Below are 16002 nucleotides of genomic sequence, written 5' to 3'. Positions count from 1 at the left end.
TCACCGAGGCCGAACCCCGTTGATCGTCCTCACGAAATATGTGCCTGATCCCCGTTCTCACTTACGAAGCCACGGCCCCGGTCGCGGAGTGCGCGGGCAAGGATTTCGGTGAGGCCGCTTGCACTTTTCCGGACTACGGAGCTGTCAGAGGCATGCGCGATGATCCCGACATGCTGGTGATGAGTGATGGTGCGCGAGTGGTAGCCAGACGGCCGACGAAACCGAAGATCAGCGCGGCGATAGCCGACCTGCAGCGCGGCGACGTGGTGATCGTCGAACGCTTCGTCGAGGAAGAGTCCGGCGACTGGTATGTGCAGGTGTTGATGCGCGAGGACAACACCTTCCAGTTGGAGTATCGAGATGGAGCTCCGGCCGAGCACTACCAGACTCGAACCGTCTCTCGGGAGAAGGTTGTCGCCGCCGTGCTCGGCTGGGTAAAGGGTGAGCCCGACTGGAAGGTCGCGTTCATGTGGAACAACATCGCATCCTGCTTCGACGACAGCGGCGACAGCTGAGGAGATCACTGCGACGCTTCGTCTTGAGGACGCGGGGGAGGTGGGCGTGAATGTGCTCCATCACGACGTCGCGTCCGAGTTGTTGGACCCTGTGACCAGCTATTTCTATAAGAGCGCAGGCCCTTTTCCAGACTAAGGGATCGCCCTCGGCTGTACACGCCGCAGGGCCCGGCGGCTTCGAGGTTTCGCCCGCCGTTGCCGGTTCCGGGCTGAAACGTCTTCATTTGTGGTCGCGCAGGAAAGTAGGGATCTCGTCGCGGGTCGGGTAGTTCGGCAGAGGTGCTGGCTTGCCCTGAAGGAACGCAGTGATGACGGCGACGGCCCGGTCGTTGTTGTCGTCGAGGCCGTTCCACATGTGGTGTCCGACTCCGGGCATGTACTGCGTGCGCTGGATGGCCGGGTCATTGGCAAGGACGATGGTCTCCCATTGACGAACCTGGGAGGAGCACTCGGCGATCATCAGCATCGCGGGGGTCCGGGAGCGACTCAGTTGCGCGGCGATGGAGGGGGAGTCCTTGACCGTCTGCTGGATGCGGAGGCTGGCGGCGGGGCTGAAGGAGAAGTTCTGTGGGGTGTCCTCGACGGGGATGCGGTGCGCGTCGCGAGCGCAGTAGGCGGATGCGGTGTCGCTGCCGAGGTCTGCGGCGGTGAAGGCGTTGTCGCCTTCGTCCTGTCCGATCAGTCCGGTGTCGGGGGTGAGGAGCCCGAGGCGCATGAGGCCGAACGCCACGGCGTACCGGGGGACGTGCGTCGATCGCGGTCCGGACATGGCCGGCGCGAGGCCGCGCGCGGATTTTCGGCCCTTGTGCCCGGTGATGTGTGCGGTGGGGCCGTCCATGGGGCCGGGCTCGGCGAGGATCGCCCGGTCCAAGCGTGCAGCGACGCTCGGGTCAGCCAGGGCTCGGGTGAGCACGGCCCCGCCTGAGGAGAATCCGAGGATGTCGACCTTGCCCTTGTTCAGGCGGTCGACGAAGGCGGCGAGGTCGCGAACCGACCTGGAGATCGTGTACTGGCTCATGGGGAGCAGGTCGCTTCGTCCGCCACCGGCCTGTTCGTAGGCGTAGATGTCGTAGCCCTGGCGTGCCAGGAGTTGCAGGAAGCGATGATCGAGCACCGAGATGCCGCGGACCGGTCCGCCGTTGAGGTACACGAGCGGGATGGGATGGCGGGTGTTGGGGTTCGCAGGCGGGTAGTGGTGCACCGCTACCCGGCTGCCTGTGGCCAGGCTCCAGTGCTGCGTGGCCACGAAGGGTAGGGCGGGCGGGTACTGCCGGGCCGTCGGCACGGTCGGGATACAGACCGACGCCGTCAATGCCGCCGCGACGACGACCGGCAGGAACGGCACGAGCCGCGTCGGCCAAGTGCGGCGCCGACCCAGCCACATCGCCAGGACAGCTCCGGCTCCAAGGGTCGTCAACCACGCGGCGAGCCCCGAACCTGCCCCATCTGTGAGGGCGATCAGTGCGAGAAAGACGACGACCAGCGTCGCGACGGCGGCCAAGGCCAGCAGTAAGCGCCCGGTGAAGCGGACGGGGCGTATGGCGGACGTGGGCACGGCGGACCTCCGAAAGTTTCAGAACGATGTTTCAAAACGACGTTATCAGAGGGGGTAGGCTGCTGGCCGTGGGTAGGCCGAGAACAAACGACGAGGCCGTCAAAGAGCGGCTTGTGGAGTGCGCGACCGAGATGCTCGCCACCCGTCCGCGGGAGTCGGTCACGGTCCGCGCCGTGGCCGCTGCTGCCGAGGCGTCGACGACGGCGGTGTACTCCTTGTTCGGTGGTAAGGACGGGCTGATCGGTGCGGTGCGCGACAGAGCCGTCGCCGGCCTGTTCCAGGATCTGTCGGCGGTGCGGCCCTCCGCGGACCCTCTCGCCGACCTCTATGCGCTGGCCGTCGCCTACCGTCGCTGGGGGCGCGGACACAGCCACCTGTACACGGTGCTGTTCGGTGGTGTGCAGTCCTTCGACCCGTCTGGGGAGGCCGGTGCCAGTGACCCGATCCGTCCGCTCCTCGCAGCGATCGATCGCGCCGTGACGGCGTCCGTCCTCGCCGGAGGCGCAACGGCGATCGCCCTGTCGATCTGGGGAACCCTGCATGGGCTCGTGACTCTCGAACTGGCCGGGGCTCTCGACGCCACCACGGCCGAGGCCGCATTCCGCTCGACAATTCACGCCACGCTGCGCGGATGGATGACCCCGGAGTTGTTCCGCAGTCTTCGCCAAGCCGAGCTCGCTCGGTGACAGGATCAGGGCCGGTATCTGGGCTCTCCCGATCCTGGCTGAAGCAGTGATGCGTGGTTGGTGAAGACCGGCATGCCAAGGTCAACCAGCTGCGACCGACCATCGGTCGGAGCCCGTTTGAGGCTGTTGAGCTTGGCCATCGCGGCGTCAAAGCTGACTTGGAGTCCTTCGACCTCGCCGAGCCAGCCGTTGGCGCGGGCCTCGCGGATGCAGGCTTCTCTGAACTTGCGCTGGTTAGGTGATCGAGTCAGGAACGCCCGTGGTCGCGGTTGAGTTCGTGGTAGCCGCGAAAGTCGAAGAAGCGCAGGCCGTCGATCACTGCTCCAGACAGGATTTCCGGCAGGGTCCATGGGTGGGGGGTGTAGTCGTCCGTGGCCACGCCTCCATGCTCAAGCAGCAGAGCGATCATCTGGTGAACCTCTGCCGTGCCGTCGATCCGCCCGGAGATGTCGATCTGCACCGCCCAAGTGGGGTGATGTCCGATGGCCGCTTCGAGGATCGCAACATCCTCAGGATCCCAGTCGGAGAAGAGGTAGCCGGTCTGCTCATCGTCGGTTTCGATGTAGAGGTTGCCGTCCAGAGTCCAGGGATGGCGCTGATCGGGCAAATGCCGATCGAGCGAGGCAACGGTCTCAGCTCGCTCACCTGTGGGAAACACGAAAACAGTTCGCATGGGTTGGAGCGTAGGCAGTTCAGCCTTGTGGCGACCATGGATTTCAGGGACGGTGTCGGCCCGCCGACGTTGTGGTGGTCGTGCGGTTAGTGATGTCTGCGAAGGTCGGCATGCCGAGATCGACTGTGGAGGGTCGGTGGGCTGCTTCGGCATCGAGCTGGTCCAGCTTGCCCTGCGCGCCGGCGAGGCTGACTTGGAGGCCCTCGACTTCGCCCAGCCATCCTTCCCGCTCCGCCTCGGCGATGCGGGCGATCAGGTTGTCATGGATGTCAGTTAGCCGTGACCGTTGGGCTGGATCAGGCCGGAGGAGCGAGCACCTGACACAAGCGTGCTCATGGATGCGGGGGGATCCGAAGGCGCGTGCGCAGGTGCCGATGGACACCTTCCGCTTCTCGAAGTGAGAGAGGAAGGCGTCCCACTCCTCCTCTGTCGGGATGCGGTACTCCTCACCAGGGCGGGAGGCCCGTCGGCGGGCGATGAACGCTCGGTGGGCCTCGATCGTCTCGGCAGGGTAAACCGCCTTGTATCCGATTGTGGTGTGGATGTTCTTATGGCCGCAGATGACCTGGGCAATGTGCGGGGGCAGGCCGTTCATGATGGCGTCAGTGACGAAGATCCTCCGGAAGTCGTGGGGAGAGAACAACGGTGCCTCACCGTCGGCGTTGGTCAGCCCGGTCGCAGCCAGCGCATTGATCAGCAGTTTCCGGATCGCGGTCGGTGTGAAAGCGCGGTGCTCGGAGCCGATGCCACGCTGGAACAGCAGTGGCATCGGCGGGTTCCAGGCTTTCTCACGAACGTCGTAGGCGGCCACCAGCGGAACCATCCCGCTGGGGCCGCGCAGTCGACTGATGATGGCGCTGAGGACATCGGCGAGTTCCGGGCTGACCAGCAGGAGTCGCTCGGTGTCGGTCTTGGACGGAGCGATCTGCAGCAGTGGGACGACCTCGCCCGTGGACGGGAGCCGGTACTGGGTGACGCTGTGGTGCGTGAGTTCCACGAGCTCCTCGTTTCGAACACTGGTCAGACGCAGGACTTCGATCGCGGCGAACGCCCAGAACGCCTCCTCTTCCTCGTAGGACAGATTCCGCCGATGCCCGCTGGAGCCCGCCTCGGCCCAGGTGAGGTGGCCCGCGGCCTTCGGGGCAACGGCTCTGCACAGGGCGCCGCCCGTGCCGGGGATCAGCTCTCCGGGGTCGGTGTCTCGCGCCGCCTGGAGCAGGCCGGCGGCTTCGCGGCGCCACCGGTCGGTGGCGCTGACCAGGGGAGGGAGGACCGGGAGCCGCTCGCGGGTGCGCTGGTCCATCCGGGCTTTGCGCCGCTTGCGTTCCTTGGCCTTGTGGATCTCGTTGTCGCTGATCGGACAGGGCACGGCCCATGGCCCCCAGCGGGCCGGTTCCTCGGCCGCCCATTGTGCGATGTCAAGGTAGAACGCTCGGACGCGCATGAGTTCGTCTTTGGAGTTGAGCCGCGGGCTGGTGACTTCCATGCTCTTGCCGTCGGGGCCGACGACGATGCGTCTCTTGACGTTTAGGTCGTCATTCCAGGCGCGAGCCACCTCCGGGGGTAGCCGCGGGGAGTCGATTCCTGGTGCCAGATCTTCGATGCGGCCCAGAACAGGCCTGCGAGCGGGCGGGAGATCGCGTCCAGGCTGGTGAAGTCCAGCGATGGCTGGCGTTCGCGCAGGTAGTCCACGATCACGTCGCGTACCGGTTGGCAGCGGATCTGGCCGCGGCGGCGATGCCGCGCGGCGACGCGACCTTGCCGTCGCCGACTTCGAATGCCACGGCGCCCACGACCCGGTCGTCGACCACGGCGAGGACGGCCGGGGAGCCGTTGACCAGCGCGATGTGCATCGCGGGGGAGCCGCCGGCCAGGCGCCGCTTCGCCGGAGTGGGCCTGAAGCCGGCCAGCACGTAGGAGGCGCCGCGCTCGCGCGTCTCCTACCACGGCAGCCGCCAGGCCAGTCCGACGCCGTCCGAGACCGCCGTCGCGTCGGCGGTGAGCAGCGCCAGCGGCCGTTCGGTGCGCCCCGACGTGGCGGCGGCGAGGAACTCCTCGACGATCCGGCGCGCGGACGCGGGGTCCACCTCGTCGCCGCCGCGGCGTTCGGCGGCGGCCCGACGGCGCGATGGCGAAGACCCGCTGCAGGCTCGCTGAAGGGATCACGACGCCGTCGGCGCTGTTCATGTAGACGTAGTCGCCAGGGCCGGAGGCGTCGACGGCTACGCCGGGGCATCGGTCGGTATGGACACGGCTCGCGGCCTGCGCTCCGCGCTGTAGCGGACGTCATCCTGTACGTCGGATGACCAGCACGGCCATATCGTCGATATGGCCCACCGGGACGGCTGCGTCGAGGATTCGGTCGGCGGTCGCCTCGGCGTCCAGTCCGTCGTGGAGGGCTTCGCCGGCCAGTGTTCCGATCAGCTCCAGTCCGGCGTCCAACGTCAGTCCCGGTCCTTCGACCACGCCGTCGGTGACCATGACCAGCGCGCTGTCCTTGTCCAGGGTGAAGGTCTCCTCGTGGTAGTCGGTGTCGGGCACGACTCCCAGGACCGGCCCGCCCGGCAGCTCACAGACGTCGTGGCTGCCGTCATTGTGCGCGTACAGCAGCGGCACGTGGCCGGCGCTGGTACCGGTGACCTGGCCGTCGTGTGGATCGATGTGCAGCATGGTGCAGCTGGCGAATCGCGCGGTGCCCATCGTGATGAGCAAGTCGTTGGTGCGTGTCAGCACGGTTCCCGGATCTGGTTCTCGGGCGGCGATCGCGCGCATGGACGAGCTCACTTGTCCCATAAAGGCGGCGGCGTCCACGTCGTGCCCTTGGGCGTCGCCGATCTCCAGGGCGATCGCGCCGTCGGGCATGGCGAAGGCGTCGTACCAGTCGCCGCCGATGTCGAGCCCGTCCTGGCTCGGTCGGTAGCGGGCGGCGACCTCCAGGCCCGGGAGGTGCGCAGGCAGCGTGGGGAGCATGGTCTGCTGGAGCGCCGTGGCCAGCTCGATTCGTGCTTTTTGCAACCTGATGCGCTTCAGTGCCTGGCCTGCCAGGTCGGTCAGAGTACTGATGAGGGCACGCTCGTGCGGGGACCAGTGGTGCTCACTGTCGTAGGTGACCGACCAGGCTCCGACCGGTTGTTCGCCCAGTGGGCTGAGGGGACTGACCACGGCAGCGAAGTCGGCCCCGAGCTGGTCGATCCACGGCAATATGACTCCTTGTGGCCAGCAGCGGATGTATTGCCTCTGGTTGGGAATGAACTGCGGCTTGCCGGTTCGGATGGCATGGGACAGCGGGCTCGGCGTATCCAGCGACAGATCTTGCAGGGCCTTGGCCAGCGGCAGCGGGTACCCGGCATCGGAGAGAACGCGAAGCCGGCCGTCGTCGACGAACGCCAGCACCGCGCCGGTACCACCGAAAGTCGCGGCGAGCCGTGTCAGGACGACTTGCTGCAGCTCTTGCTCCGTGGCTGCAGTGATCAGGGCGGAGGAAAATTCGGCGACCTCGTCGGCGCGCTGCCGCTCAGCGGTCAGCGCGACCAACGCTCTGCGTCGGCGCGCTCCCTGCTGGGTGTCGTCCCGGACCACTGCGAAAGTCCGTACAGGGCCGCCGAATCCCAGTTGGATCCGACGGGCCTGGCAGGCCAGATGGTGCCAGTCATCGTGCTCAGCGAGGTACCGCAACCTGATCCAGGGTGACTCGGGGGCGGTTGTACGTATGAACCGGCGCAGCGCCTGCCGGTCATCAGGGTGGGCTCGCCGCACCATGCCGGACAAGGACACGGAGCCCTCAGGGAACAGCATCGCCAGGGCGGGTGCGCCGCCCATCCACTCCACCTGGCCGTCATCAGGGGAGCACATGCACAGACCGAGATTGGCGGCCTTGGCTGCCAATCGGAACGGAATCAGCAGACCGCTCAGGTCGTTCCCGGCGTGCAAAGAGTGCACCCACACGAGCTGCTCGCCACCGGCGGGATCCTTCACTGCCCGCGCCTCGACCAAGCAGACAACGGACGCATGGCCTGGCCCAGGGAACTCCAGCACCCGCATGGCGACCGTTCCCGTGGTGGCGGTGTGGGCCACGAGACTCTTGGCTGACATCCGCTGACTTGCGGGCAACAGATCACCGATGTCACGACCCACGCACTGGTTCGCTGGTCTGCCCAGGGAACTGGCCATCGCAGCATTGAGGCTGAGGATGGCACCGCCCAGGGTCAGAAGAGCCGACGGACCGATGCTTCGAAGGAGCTCGTCCGAGGCGTCCATCTACCGCTCCCTGGCGATCGGCGAGCGACATTATGTCCTTATTCATACTACTTTGACTCGCCGGGGGCTTCGCATTGCCCGATCACGGAGGGCGAAGACTCGCCCATGTCGAACTCGTGCCGGGCCTCCAGTCCGACCACGAAGAAGAACAGTGCCATCGGGCCGCTGTTGACCAGATCGCGGAGCGGGGGCGACGCGATGTGGGAGGCGGCCTGCACCGAGATCTGCGTGCTCCCAACGAGGTGTAGCCCGACGGCGCTGCCCGTCTCGGTGTGGAGGAAGGCGTATAGCGGCGAGCGGGCGCTCTGTCCAAGTTCCGTCCGGCCGGAGAGTTCGACGGGGCTGAAGAAGAGGCTCATCTGACCGGCCCGCCGTCGGATGGGGCAGGGGCCGACGGCAGTCGGTCCGCCGTGGGCCGCCCTGCGCCCCGTGCGGCCGCACGTCGCCGGGCCGCGCCCTCCGGCTGCCCCTTGCCGGCGGATGCTCCGCCCCCGCTGCCTCTGGGCGCCTCTCGCAGCGGCGTCCGACCGCCGGCCCGACGGCGCCCCAGCCGCCGCCAGGACGGCGCCGATCCTCCGCGCCGTCTTACCGACAACTTCGCTGCGCTCGTTCCTCGACGCCCTCGCGCCCCACCTCTTATCGATCAGCGTGGTAAGACGCCGAGGTCAGACGCCGCTATTACTGGTGAACAGAGAATGCCGTGCAGGCATGGACTGGATATAGGGAGGTGCCGGATGAAGGCGATTGTGGTGACGGACCAGGCCGCGGGAACGGCCGGGATGACGCTGGCGGAGCGGCCTGAGCCACGAGCATCGAGGCTCGCCAGCCTCGCGGGCGCGAACTACGGCGATGTCGTCGTTCAAGTTCATGCGTCGGGATTCACCTGGGATGAGCTGTCGTGGCCCTCGACCTGGATCGATCGCCTCGGCCGTGACCGGACGCCTTCGATTCCCGGACACGAGCTGGCGGGAGTGGTCACCACCCTCAGCTATGGAACGACGGGGCTGTCGGTGGGACAGCGGGTGTTCGGCCTCACGGACTGGACTCGCGACGGCACGGCACGCTGGCGGAGTACGTAGTCGTCGAGGCATGCAACCTCGCGCCGTTGCCGGGCGACGTTGACTTTACGGCGGGCGCGGGCCTCGTGATGCCGGGCCTGACCGCGTGGCAGGGACTGTTCGAGCATGGCCGCCTGCAAGCGGGGCAGAGCGTCCTCGTGCACGGTGCGGCCGGCGTAGTCGGATCGATGGCAACCCAGCTCGCACGAGAGGTCGGCGCCTACGTCATCGGCACCGGGCGCGCTGCCGGCCGTCAGACGGCGCTCGACTTCGGCGCGAAGGAGTTCGTCGACCTCGATAACGACGCCCTGGAAGACGTCGGCGGAGTCGATCTGGTGTTCGACGTCCTCGGTGGAAACATCGGGAAGGGGTCCGCAGGCCTGATTCGCGCCGGAGGAACGCTGGTGACCATCGCCGGCCCGCCGGAGGCGCGGCCCGCCGGCGGCCTGGCAATCGACTTCGTTGTCGTGTCCGATTGCGCCCAACTGGGTGAGGTCGTCGAGCGGGTCCGGGTGGTCGGCTGCGGACAAACATCGGCAACGTGGCTGCCCTCGACGATGCCGTCGCCGCCTTCAACCCGACCGAGCGGCGCAAGGGGAAGACGATCATCCGTGTTCGTCCGTAAGGGCTCAGGGACAGTGACCGGGCCTCGTGGATCAGCGTCAGCCGCGTGACCCGGTCACTCACGCCGGTACGGCGTGGTGACAGCCGTCTCCTCGTCATGCTTCGCAAATGCGCGGGCGACGCTGGATTCCGCGCGCGCCGATCCTGGGAGAACAATGCAGAGCAGGCCGCCTTTGCAGGCGACTAGGGCACCGAGCGGATGGCGGGGCTACCGATAGGTGACCCTGTGGTCCCTGCCGATCATGGCGGTTCCGGAGGCCGACTGGTTCCTGCCGCCGGACATCCACCTCGCCCATCTGCTGGTCATCCCGCTCGCGCTCGCCGCCGCCTTCGCCGACACCCGCCGTAGCGCCGTCACCCCTCTGCGCGCCCTGGCGGCGCTGGTCGTCGCGGAGCCGAGCGACGCACGCTGACCACCGAGAACGTACTCGTGCAGATGCTGTCCCTGGTGCTGTTCTCGGCACTGCTCCTGATCGCCACCCGTCTGCGCGAGCAGCATCAGCGCCAGCTGGTCACAGTGCGCCAGGTCTCGGAAGCCGCACAGTCCGTGCTGCTGCGGCCACTTCGAGGCGGGCACATACGCCTCGACCCGAGCCAGCGTCCAGGTGCAGACCTATTCCACGATTGGCCCACTTACTGGCTCTAACAAAAGCTGTTGATCATGTGACTGTTGGCTTGTCTGTTCGTTGGTCTGGTTGTGGGGACACGTCAGTCGCGGCCTTGGATCGTTTCCGATGAACTGTGGTCGCTCATAGAGCCGTTGCTGCCCAAGCCTGCGCCGAAGCTGGTCGAGGGCAGACCTCGAGTGCCTGACCGGCAGGCGCTGTGCGGGATCCTCTTCGTCCTGCACACGGGGATCCAGTGGGAGTACCTGCCCCAGGAACTGGGCTTCGTTTCGGGTATGACCTGTTGGCGGCGCCTGGCGGCCTGGAACCAGGCCGGCGTCTGGGACCAGTTGCATGTGCTGCTGCTGGAGAAACTGCGGTCGAAGGACAAGCTGGACTGGTCCCGGGCGGTGATCGACTCCTCTCACGTCAGGGCTGCCCGGCGGGGCCCCAAAGCGGACCCAGCCCGGTCGACCGAGCACGTCCGGGCAGCAAGCACCACGTCATCACCGACGGCCAGGGCATCCCGCTCGCGGTGTCACTGACCGGCGGAAACCGTGGGCGACGTCACCCAACTTCTGCCCCTGCTCGACAAGATCCCGGCCATCGCGGGCCGGGTCGGCAGACCTCGCCGACGCCCCGATGCGCTGCTGGCCGACCGCGGCTACGACCATGACAAATACCGCCGCCTTCTCTGGGCCCGGGGGATCCGCCCCGTGATCGCGAAGCGAGGCGAGCCTCACGGCACCGGCCTGGGCATCTTCCGCTACGTCGTCGAGCGCACGATCGCCTGGCTCCACGGTTTCCGACGCCTTCGCATCCGCTGGGAACGACGCGACGACATCCACGAAGCATTCCTCGGACTCGCCGTCTGCCTGATCACCCACTGCCACGTACAGCGGCTTTGTTAGGACCAGTTAGTCACTCTTCAAGTGGACCACATGTCCAGGCCACTAGCTGCATAGGCTCGACACCAATGCGGCTGAGACAACGAGCGACCTCTGTAGGGGTCCCGGGGTCGACACTGGTGCCTGCTCTGGGTTTCCGGCCCGTGCCTCCCGGTCGGCCGGACTGAGTGAGAGGACAAAGATCCGCTGTGAAGGCGTGCGGAGTGTCCGGGGCCGAGAAGGAAGTCGCCCTGCTGGAGTTGCCCGAATCGTCATCTCCCGGGCCCGGTCAGATCCTGGTGGCGGTTGAGGCGGCCGGGGTCGGCCCGTGGGACCAACTGCTGAACGGCGCCGGCTGGGACGTGGGGTTGCGCCCCCCCGGCGGCGCTGGGAGTGGAGGGCGCGGGCAAGGTGCTGGCCGTCGGCGCGGGTGTCACCGGGTTCGCCGTAGGCGACCGGGTGCTCGCACACGAGGCGCGCGCGGAGCCGGTCGGGCAGGACGGCGTCGGGCAGGTACCGGGCGTTCTGGTGCCGGACGTTGATCTCGGCGACGACCTCAGGCCGTCTGGCGTGGATCGTGACGTTGCTGCCGGCGTCGGCGAACACCTTCGCCATCGCCGTCCCCCACGACCCTGCGGAGAGCACCGCAACCCGAGCCACCCGACACCCCGTCCACCTCGCGAGCCCTGACCCCGGTGACCCTATCCGCCATCCGAAGGCCTCCTCAGCGTCACGGCCAGGGCCTCGCGCGCCGCCAACCGGGGCAGGACCAACTCGGCTTCCCGCGCCGCCTGGTCGTCACCGAGCTCCCGGCGCAGCTCCGCTTCATGGGGCTGCCGCAGCCGGTAGAAGCGCCTTTACATCGCCGGATCGTCCGGCAGCTCGTCGATGTACTCCACCGTGAGCCCGGCCGCGCGCCTGCTCCACCACCGACGCCCGCAGCCCGCGCACTACGGCTTGCGTGAGGGACGTGGCGGCCGCAGTGCCGCGTCGACCGCTCAAAGGTGGCAGTCCAGGAACTCCCGTACCTCGGCGATGGTCATGGGGCCCGTGCCGTGCGCCACCACCTCTCCCTCCTTCAGTAGGACGTAGGACGGGGCTCCGGTGATCCCGTATCGCCTGGTCGCGGACGGACAGCGCGTGATGTCGGTGCGGACGGCCGTCAGGCGGCCCGTGTACTCGTCTGCGATGTCACCCACGACGAGGTCCATCGCCCGGCAGGGCTCGATTGCCTTGGGCCATGTCCCGGTGAAGTATGCGAGGACCGGGACTCCGCTCATCCCGAGGATGAAATCGAACTCCGCGTCCTCACGGGGTTGGTGAACCCGCTTCGCCATGGAAGCTCCAGACCTCGCGTTCCGACATTCCATCCCCATCTTCCCCCGCGCGGTGCGCCAGGCTGAGTCCGGTCGGTCGTCTGGCTGACCGACGGGCGTGTGTGAGAGTTGCTGCTCCAGCCGATTCGCCCCTCGGCGTCGGCCTGACAGGATCCGGTCCCGGGTTCCGTCGGCCGACCAGCGGCGGTGGCGCTCATAGACCGTCTTCCAGCATCCGAATCGCACCGGGAGATCCCGCCACGGGACGCCGGTGCGGGCACGGAACAGTATCTCGCTGATCACGGTCCGGTCATCGCTCCAATGCCCTGCCCGACGACCGGACTTGGGTAAATGGACTGCAAGTCGGGCCCACTCGTCATCGCTCACATCACCCCGCCCCACGACCAGAACAATGCCCCCAGGGCGAGGCGGACACATGATCAGCTGGATCCGGGCCGCGCCCACGGTGCAGGACGCCGCCAGGCATACAGTGCGCTCATCCTGTTACAACCGAACCCAGAAGGGACCAAGGTGAACAGACGCCTCAACGGCTGGTGGTGACCGCGGGGAGCCTGGCTCTCGCCGCGGTGCCGCTTGCCATGCCCGCGCAGGCAGCCACCATGTCGGCGAGCTCTTGCCTGTCCGGCTACCTGTGCGGATGGAGCGGTACGAACGAGACCGGCTCCATGATGAAGACCCGCGCCGACATGCCCACGATGGGCTCGTGGGAATCCGCTCCTTCTGGAACCGCACGTCCAGGTTTTCCTGCCCCTACACCGACCAGAACCGCGGTGGCGCTGGCACCTTCTTCAACGACGCTCCGGGCCAGGGCGCCACCAACTACTACCGGGACCTCGAGAGGAAGATCAGTTCCATCAAGTTCGTTCCCAACGAGCGGGAATGCGACGACACTCCGTACTCCGGGTGGTACGCGGAGCCCGCCCCGAGCGCTGCCGGGTTCGGCGACTTGGACCGTGACGGCCGCGCAGACCTGCTGTGGCTAGGGCGACGTTCAGCGGCCCCACCGAGGCGACTTGGGTTCTATAGGTCGTTGCAGCATCCCTCAGGGCAGGTGTTGCAACGACCTATAGAACCCAAGTTCCCAAGCGGGGCCACTACCCATCCGTGAAGCCACCGCCTCCTACGTCGGCTACCGCGCCGCCCTGCGCCCCGTCGAGCGATACCGCAGCGGGGCCGCCACCCTCGCCGACGGCACCCAGCATCTGCGCCTGGACGTGCCCGGTGACCGGGACGACGAGATCACCCGTCTCGGTCACACCCGCAACCACATGCTCGACCGCCTGGAGGCGTCCGCCGAACGCGAGCGCCGGTTCGTCGCGGACGCCAGCCACGAACTGCGCACCCCGTTCACCCTGATCCGCGCCGAACTCGACGTCGCCTTGCACCGCCCCCGCTCCGCCGGCGTACTCACCGCCCCCTGCGCTCCATGGACACCGAGGTGCAGCGTCTGATCGACCTGTCCAACGCGCTGCTGGACCTGGAGGAACTCGGCAGCACCGACCACCTCACCCGAGCACGGGTCTGCCTGGCCGACCTCGTCGATGCCGTGCTGGCTCCGCATCGGCGCAGCGCCGAACGGGCTGCGCGCGGCCTGACCGCCGAGGCGGCCGAGGTGACCGTCAATGTGGATGCCCGGCGGCTGAGGCCCGCCATCGGCAACCTGGTCGACAACGCCCTGCGCCACGGCCACGGGAGCGTCCGCATCACGGCTACTGTCCACGAGGGCAGGCTGCGGCTGTGCGTCACGGACGAGGGGAGCGGCTTCCCGCCGGAGTTCCTGCCCAGCGCCTTCGACCGGTTCGCCCGCGCCGACGCGAGCCGCACCGGCGAGGGATCCGGCCTCGGGCTCGCCTTCATGCAGGCGGTGGCCACCGCCCACGGCGGCACCGCGCACGCCGCCAACACCGGGCACGGCACCACCATCACCCTCGACGTGCTCTGCTGACCGCCGCCGCTGATCCGGGCCCTGCAGCGGCGGCGTACGGTGGGCACATGGTCCCGCCCCTCCCGGGCCCGCTGGCGCACCTGGCCCCGCTGCTGAGCCACTACGGCTACTGGGCCGTCGCCGCCGTGGTCTTCGTGGAGGATTTCGGCATTCCCGCCCCGGGCGAGACGATCCTGATCGCGGCAGGGATCTATGCCGGGGCCGGGCGGCTGAACGTCGTCGCTGTCGCGGCGCTCGCGTTCGTCGCGGCCGTCGCCGGGGACAACGTCGGTTACCTGATCGGCCGCAGTGGCGGCCGCGCGTTCGTCCACCGCTGGGGTCGCTACGTGTTCCTGACCCCCGAACGCTTCCACAGGGCCGAGGAGTTCTTCACCCGCAACGGCGGCAAGATCGTCACTGTCGCCCGCTTCATCGAAGGACTGCGCCAGGTCAATGGCATCATCGCGGGCACCAGCGGCATGCCCTGGCGCCGCTTCCTCGCCTTCAACGCCCTCGGTGCCGCGCTCTGGGTCGGCCTGTGGGTGACGCTGGCCTACCAGGCCGGCACCCACATCACGGCCATCTACGACGAGGTCACCCGCTACCAGCTCTACGCACTCATCGCCCTGGGCGTCCTCGCTGCCGCGTTCATCGGCCGGCACCTGCTGCGGCGCCAACACCAAAACTGACGCACCTGCGTCAGCTCGCCTTTCCCTCTCGCGCCGGGGCCGGCACCGAGCGAAGGCGCACCACCGCGACCACCGCCCCCATCCCGATCACAGCCGCGAGGACACCGAAGCCGTAGGTGAGCGTCGCGAGCGAGGCGAAGGCGGCGACGAGGAGGGGGCCGCCCGCATCGCCGAGTTCCCGGCCGAGTTCGGCCGCGCCCATGGTCTGGCCGAGGCGCTCCCGGGGGGTCGAGGAAGCCAGCGCCGCGAAACCGAGCGGCGTGATCAGACCCGTACCGACGCCGATCAGGGCGGCGCCGAGGAGGACGCCGGTCAGACCGGGCAACATCGCGCAGGCCAGACCGGCGGCGGTGACCGACAAACCCGCGGCCAGGCCCGAACGAGTGGTGAGCCGCCCGGCGTCCAGCGCGCGCCCGGCCCGCGGCTGGACCACAGCCGCACAGCCGGCGAGCACGGACACCGCTGCCCCGGTGGCGACCGTGCCCAGTCCGGCAACGCGACCGGACACCGGGAGGAAGCCGACGCCGACCGACAACGCCGCAGTCGCCGCCGCGAGCGCGGCCGTCGGACCGAGGAAGACCGGATCCATCAGCCGCCGGGCCAGATCCAGCACCGTCTGCCGACTCTTGGGCAGCGGGGCTGGGACGGGAACAGCGAGCGCGGCCCAGACGGCGACCGCCGCGCCCAGCCCCGCCAGTACGGCGAACAGCAGCCGCAGGCCGCCGGCCCAGACCAGGACACCGCCGAGCAGCGGGCCCAGGGTGTAGCCGATGGACTTGTAGAAGCCGTAGCTGCCGAACGCGCGGCCGTGCTTGGCGGCCGGGTTGAGCCGGGCGACCAGAGCAGAGGCCGAGGGGGAGAAGGCGGAGGCCGCGGCGCCCTGGCCGAGGCGGGCGGCCCACAGGCAGCCCGGGCTGTCCGCCATGACGTACAGCGCCGACGCGGCGGCGAAGGCCACGAGTCCGCCGAGCACGACCGGGCGGGCGCCGATGCGGTCGGCAAGGGTGCCGAAAACGGGTTTGAGGAGCACCTCGGCGCCGTCGTAGAGAGCGAGCAGCCCGCCCAGGACCAGCAGGGAGCTGACCGCGCCCTCGGCGTCGCCACCGAGGCTGGCGGCGATGCCGTGCGCGCCGAAGGCGGTGGTGAACCCGGCCGCATACAGCGGCCACATCTGCCGCGCCGGGGCCGCCTG

Annotated in this window: 15 protein-coding genes and 6 pseudogenes; 10 read left to right on the top strand and 11 right to left on the bottom strand. The window is 68.3% G+C overall.

Annotation, left to right across the window (positions count from 1 at the left end; translation table 11 throughout):
- Positions 1–152 precede the first annotated feature (152 nt).
- On the top strand, positions 153–515 hold the full coding sequence (locus ACZ7M2_RS48450) for a hypothetical protein (protein ID WP_471600718.1): 363 nt from the start codon (positions 153–155) through the stop codon (positions 513–515).
- A gap of 220 nt (positions 516–735) precedes the next feature.
- On the opposite strand, the gene ACZ7M2_RS48445 is transcribed toward ACZ7M2_RS48450, so the two are convergent.
- Complete coding sequence (locus tag ACZ7M2_RS48445; RefSeq protein WP_471600717.1) at positions 736–2070, bottom strand: alpha/beta fold hydrolase; 1335 nt, start codon at positions 2068–2070, stop codon at positions 736–738.
- 68 nt (positions 2071–2138) lie between these two features.
- On the opposite strand from ACZ7M2_RS48445, the gene ACZ7M2_RS48440 reads away from it, so the two are divergent.
- Positions 2139–2756, top strand: a complete 618-nt coding sequence (locus ACZ7M2_RS48440) for a TetR/AcrR family transcriptional regulator (RefSeq protein WP_471600716.1) — start codon at positions 2139–2141, stop codon at positions 2754–2756.
- A 247-nt stretch (positions 2757–3003) separates the two neighbouring features.
- Here ACZ7M2_RS48440 and ACZ7M2_RS48435 read toward each other — a convergent pair whose 3' ends face one another.
- The 6 genes and pseudogenes from ACZ7M2_RS48435 to ACZ7M2_RS48410 form a co-directional block, all read right to left on the bottom strand.
- Positions 3004–3429, bottom strand: coding sequence for a hypothetical protein (locus ACZ7M2_RS48435; RefSeq protein ID WP_471600715.1), 426 nt, complete (start codon positions 3427–3429; stop codon positions 3004–3006).
- Between the two features lie 43 nt (positions 3430–3472).
- The gene (locus ACZ7M2_RS48430; protein ID WP_471600714.1) at positions 3473–4915 is read right to left on the bottom strand and encodes a tyrosine-type recombinase/integrase; all 1443 of its coding nucleotides are present in this window, start codon (positions 4913–4915) and stop codon (positions 3473–3475) included.
- Positions 4916–4956: 41 nt separating this feature from the next.
- A complete protein-coding gene (locus ACZ7M2_RS48425; RefSeq protein ID WP_471600713.1) occupies positions 4957–5127 on the bottom strand; it encodes a hypothetical protein in 171 nt (56 codons plus the stop codon).
- Positions 5124–5558 (bottom strand): annotated as a pseudogene (locus ACZ7M2_RS48420) (sigma-70 family RNA polymerase sigma factor family protein); the annotation flags it as partial. The pseudogene ACZ7M2_RS48420 and the gene ACZ7M2_RS48425, both read right to left, overlap by 4 nt.
- Positions 5559–5715: 157 nt before the next feature.
- Positions 5716–7686, bottom strand: coding sequence for a SpoIIE family protein phosphatase (locus ACZ7M2_RS48415; RefSeq protein WP_471600712.1), 1971 nt, complete (start codon positions 7684–7686; stop codon positions 5716–5718).
- Between the two features lie 47 nt (positions 7687–7733).
- Entirely contained in the window at positions 7734–8045 is a 312-nt protein-coding gene (locus ACZ7M2_RS48410; RefSeq protein WP_471600711.1) for a Na+/H+ antiporter NhaA, read from the bottom strand.
- A gap of 375 nt (positions 8046–8420) precedes the next feature.
- Here ACZ7M2_RS48410 and ACZ7M2_RS48405 point away from each other — a divergent pair.
- From ACZ7M2_RS48405 to ACZ7M2_RS48390, 4 genes and pseudogenes are all read left to right on the top strand, one after another.
- A pseudogene (locus ACZ7M2_RS48405) lies at positions 8421–9369 on the top strand (NADP-dependent oxidoreductase).
- 241 nt (positions 9370–9610) lie between these two features.
- Positions 9611–9781 carry a hypothetical protein gene (locus tag ACZ7M2_RS48400; protein ID WP_471600710.1) on the top strand — a complete coding sequence of 57 codons (171 nt, stop codon included), beginning with the start codon at positions 9611–9613 and terminating at the stop codon, positions 9779–9781.
- Between the two features lie 284 nt (positions 9782–10065).
- Positions 10066–10884, top strand: a pseudogene (locus ACZ7M2_RS48395) (IS5 family transposase).
- 348 nt (positions 10885–11232) lie between these two features.
- A pseudogene (locus ACZ7M2_RS48390) lies at positions 11233–11322 on the top strand (alcohol dehydrogenase catalytic domain-containing protein); the annotation flags it as partial.
- Positions 11323–11346: 24 nt separating this feature from the next.
- Here ACZ7M2_RS48390 and ACZ7M2_RS48385 read toward each other — a convergent pair.
- The 3 genes and pseudogenes from ACZ7M2_RS48385 to ACZ7M2_RS48375 all read right to left on the bottom strand — a co-directional run.
- Positions 11347–11505 (bottom strand): annotated as a pseudogene (locus ACZ7M2_RS48385) (NAD(P)H-dependent glycerol-3-phosphate dehydrogenase); the annotation flags it as partial.
- 353 nt (positions 11506–11858) lie between these two features.
- The gene (locus ACZ7M2_RS48380; RefSeq protein ID WP_471600709.1) at positions 11859–12197 is read right to left on the bottom strand and encodes a thioredoxin family protein; all 339 of its coding nucleotides are present in this window, start codon (positions 12195–12197) and stop codon (positions 11859–11861) included.
- A 113-nt stretch (positions 12198–12310) separates the two neighbouring features.
- Positions 12311–12578 (bottom strand): annotated as a pseudogene (locus ACZ7M2_RS48375) (transposase); the annotation flags it as partial.
- Between the two features lie 197 nt (positions 12579–12775).
- Between ACZ7M2_RS48375 and ACZ7M2_RS48370 the strand changes: the two are divergent.
- From ACZ7M2_RS48370 to ACZ7M2_RS48355, 4 genes are all read left to right on the top strand, one after another.
- Positions 12776–13180: a peptidase inhibitor family I36 protein gene (locus ACZ7M2_RS48370; RefSeq protein WP_471600708.1), complete on the top strand. Its 405-nt coding sequence runs from the start codon at positions 12776–12778 to the stop codon at positions 13178–13180.
- Positions 13181–13297: 117 nt separating this feature from the next.
- A complete protein-coding gene (locus tag ACZ7M2_RS48365) occupies positions 13298–13648 on the top strand; it encodes a HAMP domain-containing protein (RefSeq protein WP_471600748.1) in 351 nt (116 codons plus the stop codon).
- Positions 13624–14142: a sensor histidine kinase gene (locus tag ACZ7M2_RS48360; protein WP_471600707.1), complete on the top strand. Its 519-nt coding sequence runs from the start codon at positions 13624–13626 to the stop codon at positions 14140–14142. The genes ACZ7M2_RS48365 and ACZ7M2_RS48360 overlap by 25 nt, the downstream gene beginning before the upstream one ends.
- Positions 14143–14189: 47 nt before the next feature.
- Entirely contained in the window at positions 14190–14810 is a 621-nt protein-coding gene (locus tag ACZ7M2_RS48355) for a DedA family protein (protein ID WP_471600706.1), read from the top strand.
- Between the two features lie 10 nt (positions 14811–14820).
- On the opposite strand, the gene ACZ7M2_RS48350 is transcribed toward ACZ7M2_RS48355, so the two are convergent.
- Positions 14821–15981 (bottom strand): MFS transporter, encoded by a 1161-nt coding sequence (locus ACZ7M2_RS48350; protein WP_471600747.1) that lies wholly within the window; start codon positions 15979–15981, stop codon positions 14821–14823.
- Positions 15982–16002: the final 21 nt, after the last annotated feature.

The organism is Streptomyces sp. NPDC111507 (assembly GCF_055638955.1).
Note: the sequence above shows the minus strand (reverse complement) of the source record. Positions and strands in the feature narration are given on the sequence as shown.